This window comes from Halocynthiibacter sp., assembly GCF_049608145.1.
Classification (GTDB): domain Bacteria; phylum Pseudomonadota; class Alphaproteobacteria; order Rhodobacterales; family Rhodobacteraceae; genus Halocynthiibacter.
The window spans coordinates 75,042-83,028 of sequence record NZ_JBMYXF010000008.1 but is presented as its reverse complement, the minus strand read 5'-3'; the positions used below and the strand labels follow the sequence as shown (position 1 = coordinate 83,028).

10 protein-coding genes are annotated in these 7,987 nt (G+C 48.0%); 2 read left to right on the top strand and 8 right to left on the bottom strand.

Annotated elements, in window-relative coordinates:
* Both ACPGUT_RS04565 and ACPGUT_RS04560 read left to right on the top strand, forming a co-directional pair.
* The coding region (locus tag ACPGUT_RS04565; protein WP_423989136.1) for an integrase core domain-containing protein at positions 1-306 on the top strand (306 nt) is incomplete at its 5' end.
* 478 nt (positions 307-784) lie between these two features.
* Positions 785-1,810 carry a Fic family protein gene (locus ACPGUT_RS04560; RefSeq protein WP_423989135.1) on the top strand — a complete coding sequence of 342 codons (1,026 nt, stop codon included), beginning with the start codon at positions 785-787 and terminating at the stop codon, positions 1,808-1,810.
* Between the two features lie 9 nt (positions 1,811-1,819).
* On the opposite strand, the gene ACPGUT_RS04555 is transcribed toward ACPGUT_RS04560, so the two are convergent.
* From ACPGUT_RS04555 to ACPGUT_RS04520, 8 genes are all read right to left on the bottom strand, one after another.
* Positions 1,820-2,722: a hypothetical protein gene (locus tag ACPGUT_RS04555; protein WP_423989134.1), complete on the bottom strand. Its 903-nt coding sequence runs from the start codon at positions 2,720-2,722 to the stop codon at positions 1,820-1,822.
* A gap of 105 nt (positions 2,723-2,827) precedes the next feature.
* Positions 2,828-2,995: a hypothetical protein gene (locus ACPGUT_RS04550; RefSeq protein WP_423989133.1), complete on the bottom strand. Its 168-nt coding sequence runs from the start codon at positions 2,993-2,995 to the stop codon at positions 2,828-2,830.
* A gap of 330 nt (positions 2,996-3,325) precedes the next feature.
* Positions 3,326-3,790, bottom strand: coding sequence for a hypothetical protein (locus tag ACPGUT_RS04545; protein ID WP_423989132.1), 465 nt, complete (start codon positions 3,788-3,790; stop codon positions 3,326-3,328).
* A 28-nt stretch (positions 3,791-3,818) separates the two neighbouring features.
* Complete coding sequence (locus ACPGUT_RS04540; RefSeq protein ID WP_423989131.1) at positions 3,819-4,223, bottom strand: hypothetical protein; 405 nt, start codon at positions 4,221-4,223, stop codon at positions 3,819-3,821.
* A 75-nt stretch (positions 4,224-4,298) separates the two neighbouring features.
* Positions 4,299-4,487 carry a hypothetical protein gene (locus tag ACPGUT_RS04535; protein ID WP_423989130.1) on the bottom strand — a complete coding sequence of 63 codons (189 nt, stop codon included), beginning with the start codon at positions 4,485-4,487 and terminating at the stop codon, positions 4,299-4,301.
* Between the two features lie 105 nt (positions 4,488-4,592).
* Positions 4,593-6,260 (bottom strand): hypothetical protein, encoded by a 1,668-nt coding sequence (locus ACPGUT_RS04530; RefSeq protein ID WP_423989129.1) that lies wholly within the window; start codon positions 6,258-6,260, stop codon positions 4,593-4,595.
* Positions 6,261-6,314: 54 nt separating this feature from the next.
* On the bottom strand, positions 6,315-7,013 hold the full coding sequence (locus tag ACPGUT_RS04525) for a hypothetical protein (RefSeq protein ID WP_423989128.1): 699 nt from the start codon (positions 7,011-7,013) through the stop codon (positions 6,315-6,317).
* A 1-nt stretch (position 7,014) separates the two neighbouring features.
* Positions 7,015-7,659, bottom strand: a complete 645-nt coding sequence (locus tag ACPGUT_RS04520) for a tyrosine-type recombinase/integrase (protein ID WP_423989127.1) — start codon at positions 7,657-7,659, stop codon at positions 7,015-7,017.
* Positions 7,660-7,987: the final 328 nt, after the last annotated feature.

The following is a 7,987-nucleotide window of genomic DNA, read 5'->3' as shown; positions in this document are numbered from 1 at the left end:
CAAAACATGACACATGTTCGTGGCGCACCGTTCCACCCGCAAACCCAGGGGAAGATCGAACGCTGGCATCAAACCATGAAGAACCGGGTTCTGCTGGAAAACTATTACCTACCGGGCGATCTCGAGCGTCAGATCGGGGCTTTTGTCGAGCATTACAACAACCAGCGCTACCACGAGAGCTTGAACAACGTCACGCCCGCCGACGTCTACTTCGGGCGCGACAAAGCCATCTTGAGGGAAAGGGAGAAGATCAAAAAACAGACAATCAAACAACGCCGCTTGCAACATCAAAAACAAGCGGCATAATCAATCACACAAACGAACCAGAGCCTCCTGTGCTCAAGCCAATCTGATGTCCAACTTTATATGACGACGGACAAGTTGCTCAACTTGCGACACGAATTCGAAGGTCTTCCCTATACGTCCTTCGCCGAGCACAACAACTGGGCTCATCATTAACAAGTCTGACCACTTTTTGACGCCATGAGGCTGATCGCCGAAATACGAAAGGTAGTCTGGATCGCTTAGCGTCTTTTCCTCTGTTGGAGCAAACCGTCTATTAATTTTTGTTGGCATTGTCATTTCTGCTCGGGGTAAATGGATTTTCAATCCAAAACACGATTTACATAGTATCTTTTTTCTAGCAACAATAAAGACTATCCTACCGCCGATGGGAACAGGTAACGTTGATCTCAGCTGGATAGGCACCGCTATCCAAAATCACAACCTCAACACCCTCAAATAAATTTGCTAATCGGCCACTAATTGGCTATTATTTGGCCATATGTGGGATCCAAATTACAACATTCATCCGCGCCTGTTGCGCACCATCCGAGAAATCGGAGAAACACTTGGCACGATCAAGGCGCGGCAGCTGCCGGATGCGCAATTGGCGCGTCTAACTCATGCGGCACGGGCTTTGTCGAGCTTCGCTTCGACCAGCATTGAGGGCAATCCCTTGCCGCTGACAGATGTAAAGCGGTTGTTGAAATCGGCTCCGGCCAAGGCTCGTGATACCGAACGGGAAATCCTCAATTACAATCGCGCCCTCGAATGGGTGCAGCAGGAAGTGCAATCGGGAAGATTTACGCTTTCGACCAACACCTTTGAAACCGTTCAGGGGATGGTGATCGACGGACTGATGGAGAACCCATTTGATGTCGGACAGATCCGCCAGAAACCCGTGATTATCCGCGACCCGCGTCAACAAGATCACATTGCTTTCATGCCACCCGACCATCAGGATGTGGCAAAGCTCTGCGAAGATCTTTTTGCATTTTTGAATGCAAACCTAGAGGAGCTGGATCCAATTTTATTGGCAGGGCTGTTCCACAAACAAGCAGTCCTTATTCACCCTTTTATGGACGGAAATGGTCGTTCAACACGGCTCATGACCACCGCAATACTGGGCATGAGCGGTTTGGATGTGTTCCCGATTTTCTCATTCGAAGAATACTATAATCGCAATGTAACGCGCTATTTCCAGATGGTCGGCGAACAAGGCGACTATTATGATTTGGGTACTTCGGCACGGTTTAGTGATTGGCTGGTGTATTTTTCCGAAGGCATTTTGGATGAATTGAAGCGAGTACAAAAATCGCTACCTACACTTCGCCCACGCTTAGAACCGCACCATCAGGTGTTGCTCGATGCCATTGCTGCTAATAGCTCTATAACTCAGCGCGAGTATGGCGAAATATCAAATCGCAGCCTAGGCGCACGGAAAAACGACTTTGCCTATCTCTTAGAGCAAGGTCTGATCAAACAAGTCGGAAAAGGGCGTAGCGTTCACTACGTTCTAGGGGATTAACGGTAACGGTCACCGCCTTTTTCGCCCCAATTTCTTTCGTTTTCGTTCTGCTTTTCGAGATTTCAAAGCCTTCTTCACCTTGGCTTGTTCGACGGTGTTCTCTTGATCCATAAAGGGCTTTGCAAAGGTGTACGTTTGGGCAAAACTGCGTGGCGAATCTGGGTCCAGTATAAACCGAAGCACCCGCTCGATCTGCGCTTGATCGTACTCACCATGGCGAATGATCCCTAGGGCAGAATAATCGTCATGACAGGCGTCAGGCGACTTTAGCGAAGGCTGTTTCCGTGTCGCAGATGTCCATTTCTCAAGTAGCTGATCGCCTTCTGCTCGCGACAACGCTTGATCTAGCGGGATGTTTTGATGCGCCCGATAGGCCGACTGAAGGATGTTGGCGAACTGAAAGGCCTTGCTCTGCACCAGACCTGTGCTGTTTTCCGCCCGACTGGTGAACATCAGCTGTGTGGCGATCTCAACGGGACTGTAATCTCCGGTTTTCCAAATTGGATGCAGCAAACCTGAAACAGGCTGAACGACATCGCCGTCATTCCACAAAATGGCAATGATGCCATAGAGATCTTTGACCCGGTCGTAATCCAGCAGCCCTTCATCTGTCAGAAGGTCGTAGGCTTCAAGATCAAGCGGATCCATAGGAACTTCGATTTTTTCGCCAGGCTTAAGGCCCGCCTCTCGGATCAATTTTCGGCTTTGGGTATGTTGTTGTGCCGTCGCCAACCATAGCATGGAAACTTTGATATAGTCGCCCAGCGGAAAATCCGCAAAACCATCCCCACGGCCTGCATGAGGAAGAATTTCTTCGATCAAAACTCCTTGTTCACCTTTGCGTAGGTTTCCCCGAACTCTGCCGTCTTTATCCGCCCACAGCCCCCAAATGCCGTCGATACGATCTGTCATGTCATAGCTATTCTGCGTAAATTTTCCCGAAACGCAATTCAAACAAGATGAGAGCTGAGGCCTCACACCCCTAAGTTTGATCTCTTACATTTCTGCCAATACTTATCAGGCCGCCATGTTTTGATCTGCCACGGGCTTCACAACATCAGGAAATAACCCGTGCAAATGGGTCTGTGCATCCGCTCGACGCACCTCTGCCCCCAGGTTTTCTTGGGTATAGGCCCCGAAGGCTCGAATAACGTCTAGGTTCGGGCGTCCGCTTGCATCGCGCATTCCCATTGCTTGCAAAATCCGCTGACTATCAGCTTCGTCATTGTGTCATTCGATAACCTGGTCGTCATCGGTGAAAGCGCGCAAAACCATCGGAACGGGCTGTATGAGGAAAGACTACTTCGATCGAAATTCCTTGATCACCTTTGCGGAGGCATCCTCGGGGCTTCCCTGACTTGTCTTTCCACAGCCTGAAATACAGCCGAAACGATTGGTTGTTCATAGCCTATAGCATTGAAAGATCGACAAAAATAGAAACATTCGCATCGAGGCTCGAGCAAGAGTAGAGTGAGTTCACCTGCTTAAAGCACAAACACTTTGAGCAGATGGCGATTATGGCCCTTTTATTTGCCCACTTTGTATCAGAGCATTTGCTGGTGAAATTTGCGACATGAAATTACTGATAGCATTGTCGACTTGGACTGTTCGCAAATGACTATCAATAAAATCCATCATAATATCGTTAGCTTCAAGAACCTGTTTTGTAGATGCAAAAGCTGTAAACGATGAAATCAACGAAATTGCGGGGCCCAAGTTGTGCCCACGAGAAAAATCATCGGGGATAAGGGAAACTGCGTCTAAAAATGATGGGCTGATATAAAATGTCACCAGCGCACCTACAGAACTAAATCTATCTGACATCTCATTCAGGCGAGTGTCTAGGAGGACCGATGTAAGCTTCTCATCTCCCAAGGCTTTAATGGCTATTGCACCATTTTCTTGTTCCAAATCGGATATGTTCGCCAAAGTTGCCGTTGGAAACACTATGAACACCGCCAGTATCAGAAATTTTCTCAATGCCTAACCCTCTCAATTGATTTTCACACTACTTCATTATTTCATTAAGTCGATCACGCGAGTAACTTTCAATGTCAGGCAGCGTGAATTTTCTGATGTTTTCTGCGTAATACCTGCGGTCTAGGTTAGCTGTCTCCTCAAGAATTTTTTCTGCATAATGCCTCCCCGTTGGGCGGCAACTCTTAATAGCCCCGTCAATCATCTCTGGCTTTGTGAACCGTTTTAAACCTTGTTGATTTTGGATTTCTTGCAAAGCTACTTGGGACAACAAACAGTCGAAATAAAAGGTCCCCGCTGAATTTGCATCAGTTGCGGTGGTCTTGATGTATTCTATTCCCGTCCAGTCACCAGTATTGGTTTGTTGAACGTTTTTTGTTGAGGGGGCCATACACGCGGAAAGTGCGACAACACCAAAAATAATTAATTTCTTCATATTAGTTACCTCTAACAATTGATGACAGTCTATCGAAAAAAGCCCCGAATGCAACGTCCGCAAATTTTCTGCATTTTACTTTAAATCCAACCCACCCAAATCGCCTCCTAAATTGGCTTTTAAATCCGCAAAACCATCCCCACGGCCCGCATGAGGAAGAATTTCTTCGATCAAGATTCCTTGTTCACCTTTGCGTAGGTTCCCCCGAACTCTGCCGTCTTTATCTGCCCGCAGCCCCCAAATGCCGTCGATACGATCTGTCATGTCATAGCTATTCTGCGTAAATTTTCCCGAAACGCAATTCAAACAAGATGAGAGCTGAGGCCTCACACCCCTAAGTTTGATCTCTTACATTTCTGCCAATACTTATCAGGCCGCCATGTTTTGATCTGCCACGGGCTTCACAACATCAGGAAATAACCCGTGCAAATGGGTCTGTGCATCCGCTCGACGCACCTCTGCCCCCAGGTTTTCTTGGGTATAGGCCCCGAAGGCTCGAATAACGTCTAGGTTCGGGTGTCCGCTTGCATCGCGCATTCCCATTGCTTGCAAAATCCGCTGACTATCAGCTTCATCATTGTGCCATTCGATAACCTGGTCGTCATCGGTGAAAGCGCGCATTTGCGTGGTCAGAAGCAGGCCTTTTTCTTCCGGCAAGAAGACTTCACCATCGTAGCCTTTGCCGCCGCCGACCAGCGCATTCAGAGTTTGGCGTAGATCAAGTACCGCCCGCCGATCAAATGGACCGCTGGTGATGGTCTGCAGATGAGTGTTAGAAATACTTTCCACAAAGCCGGTGATCCCTTTGCTTTCGGTGAACCGGTACATGTCCATGGTTTCCGCCAAAAGCCCGATATCTTCAGGTGACCAGCCGGTGACATCACGATCAAACATACCGTCTTTGGTGGAGATAATCATTCGTTCACCATGCATGTAGGTTCCCAGATTAGGGCGCAGTTCAGCCATAGTTTCCACACTGTTATGGATGTATTCTTCGCTGATGACTTTCCCGGTCTCAGGGTCAATGACTTGTTCTTTGCTGCGGGCAATCTGTTTGGCATCAGACCCCGTTTCAAAGTCCGTTTCTGCCTGACCAATCACTTTGCGGATTTCTTCTCGCTCGGCTTCGGTCAAATCGTCTGACTTATCGGTTTCTGCCAAAAATCCTGCGAAAATGGCCGCAGGTGCATCAGCCATCAGGTTGATGCTAGAACGGTCCAAAAGCTGTGTAACAACATCTGCCTTACCTGGTACGGCGTTTATTAGTTGGTCCGCGATGACCAAGGTGCGCTGGACTTTCTCTCGCATCTCTGGTGTCTGCAATGCATCAGGTTTCAATAGCATGTGCAAAGCCCCGATGGTGCCGTGCTCGGTTCTTAACTGGTCCAGCGAACTAATTAGGCCTAAATCGTTATTTTTTGCCTCTTCCATATTTCCCTCCAAGCCGAGAGATGCTCTTAGCTGAGTGGTTTCTTGCTGTTCTTGCCTGAGCATAGCGGCTGAGCCGTCAACCGTATTCGGGATATCTGGATTTTCTGTGGCTACGTGATTTCGCTCTGCTGTTGAGGTTGCGACGGTCGTTTCTTGCTTTGCTAAAGAAGCTTGGCGATCAGCCAACACCGTTTCTTGTTCGCGAACATCATCGGTTAATGTGGCAATTTCTGCATCGTTCTCAATCTTCTGACTCAGTTGAGAGATCCTCAATTTGAATTCTGGGTCGGTGGCATCATCTTCAGACAATAGCAAAGTAGGATCTTCAAAAAGTTCACGGCAATCATCCTCAAACAACTGACATTCTTGGGTCGCCTCATCCCTAAACTCGAGTGGACAAACATCGGCAAAATGCGCCTCGACGAACTCTCCCAGACGGATGTTTCGGGCTTCGGCAGTTTCGGCCCCGACAACGCATTCTGTTTGCAAATGTTGTAAATCAGCTGAGGTTTCCGCACAGGCGGCATCCCGCTCGGCCAGTCGTTCGGTCTCTGATGCGGTCAGTGTTTCTATGCTTACGTATGCCGATTGAGTTTCTGACATCATGAAAAATTCCACTTATTATAGCAGAATTAAACAATAATTTCAAATCTCTAAGAATTAAGAAATACTCTCTTTCAAGTAATTTGCCAAAATTCTATCCGCTTCATCAAGCATCGCTTGTTGTCTTTCTTGGCTTTGTTCGATTTGATTTTCAAGTTGTCGTTGGATCACCCATTGCCCATTGATGGCAACGATTTGGGCAATAACAGTGTTATTCTCGTCAATAATCTGCGCATTGGCATTCATCGTTATCTGGAGGTCTTCCGATTGCTCCACGATCTCATTAAATCGGATGCGCAAATCAGCCAAAATAGCTTCTTGTTCGGCCAATCTATCCGCTAACTCACCATTTCGGCATTCGTGTAACAATGTCTTTTGATCACTACGGCTCAAGGCAATCCCTGTATCACGGGCCAAATCACGTTGTTCCCGCACGAACCCAACACAATCGGTTACTTGGGTCGTGGTTTCCGTCGTCGCGGCCAACACCACTGTGCCCTGCTGCTCCTGCGCTTCGGCTGCACCGGTTAACCCTGCAGATAAAGCCGCCGCTTGTGCCAACCGATTGAATGCACCCATTTTTTGAGGAGTTATGTTATCCTTATTTTCTACCCAAGATGTTGTTTTTGTCAAACTTTCTTGACAAAAAACTTTTGACATAGGGGTAAGTTGACCAGTAAGAAGGCCAATAGGGCTGCGACGCTTATTACCATCTGGGGGCGTTTGGCGATTTGTGGTTTTGTGATGTTTGGGCATTTCAAACCTCCTTAAAACAATCATATTTTCGGGCGAGATCCAGCGCTTCGTTGCGCTCGATCCCGAGATAGGCTGTGGTGGATTGGATGCTTTTGTGGCCCAGCAGTAGTTGCAGCATTTCAGGGCGCACACCTTCACGATACAAATGCGATGGTTTGGAGCGACGCAGGCTGTGGCTGGAATACTCGGCTGGTTCCAGCCCCGCGATGTCGGCCCATTTCTTGACCAAACGCCGTAGATAATTGGTGCTCAACGGTTGGTTTGCGCTGCGATCAGACACAAATAAGAAATCATCCATGTCCAATTTCGCGATCGCGCTATGAGCACAAATCGCGGATTGGGTGAATGGCGTAATCGCGGCCACTACGGGCGATTTGGTTTTCTGTTGGTTCCAGATGAATTCTGATTTCGGATGCCGGTTCGCTTGCATGACGTCAGACAACCGCAAGCGCAGCAGGTCCGAGCCCCGCAGCATCGTGTCGACGCCAAGACAAAACAGGGTCAAATCTCGGTAGCGTTTTTCACGCTGCAGGTGCTGGGTAATGGTTTTGATATCTTGAAGCGAAAACGGCTTTTTCTGACCGACAGCGCGGTCTTTGTTCCAGGGGGCATTCATGTTGTTCGGGTGAGAAGACAGCACATCCACCGGCCCGCTTTTTCGGAAAGCGTGCGTTATATTGCTCTGAAACAGCGCGTTTTGTGTGTATTTTCAAGTGCTAAGAGGGCCGAGTGTTCGTAGAAGCAATCTCAGTATGTCAAAATGAGCCGACAGGTCAAAACAACCTGCCGCCAGGTTCCGCTTTCCGAAAAAGCGAGACTTAGAATATATTGAAGTAGCGCCTATTTTCGATACTGCCCCCCCCCTCTGAAGATTAAGTTTGAATGAACCTAAGTCATTGACATATTTCAAACTTCTGAGCTTATGATAAATTATGAGTTGCAAAAATATCGGTTCCGCAGAGGTTGAAAGTATC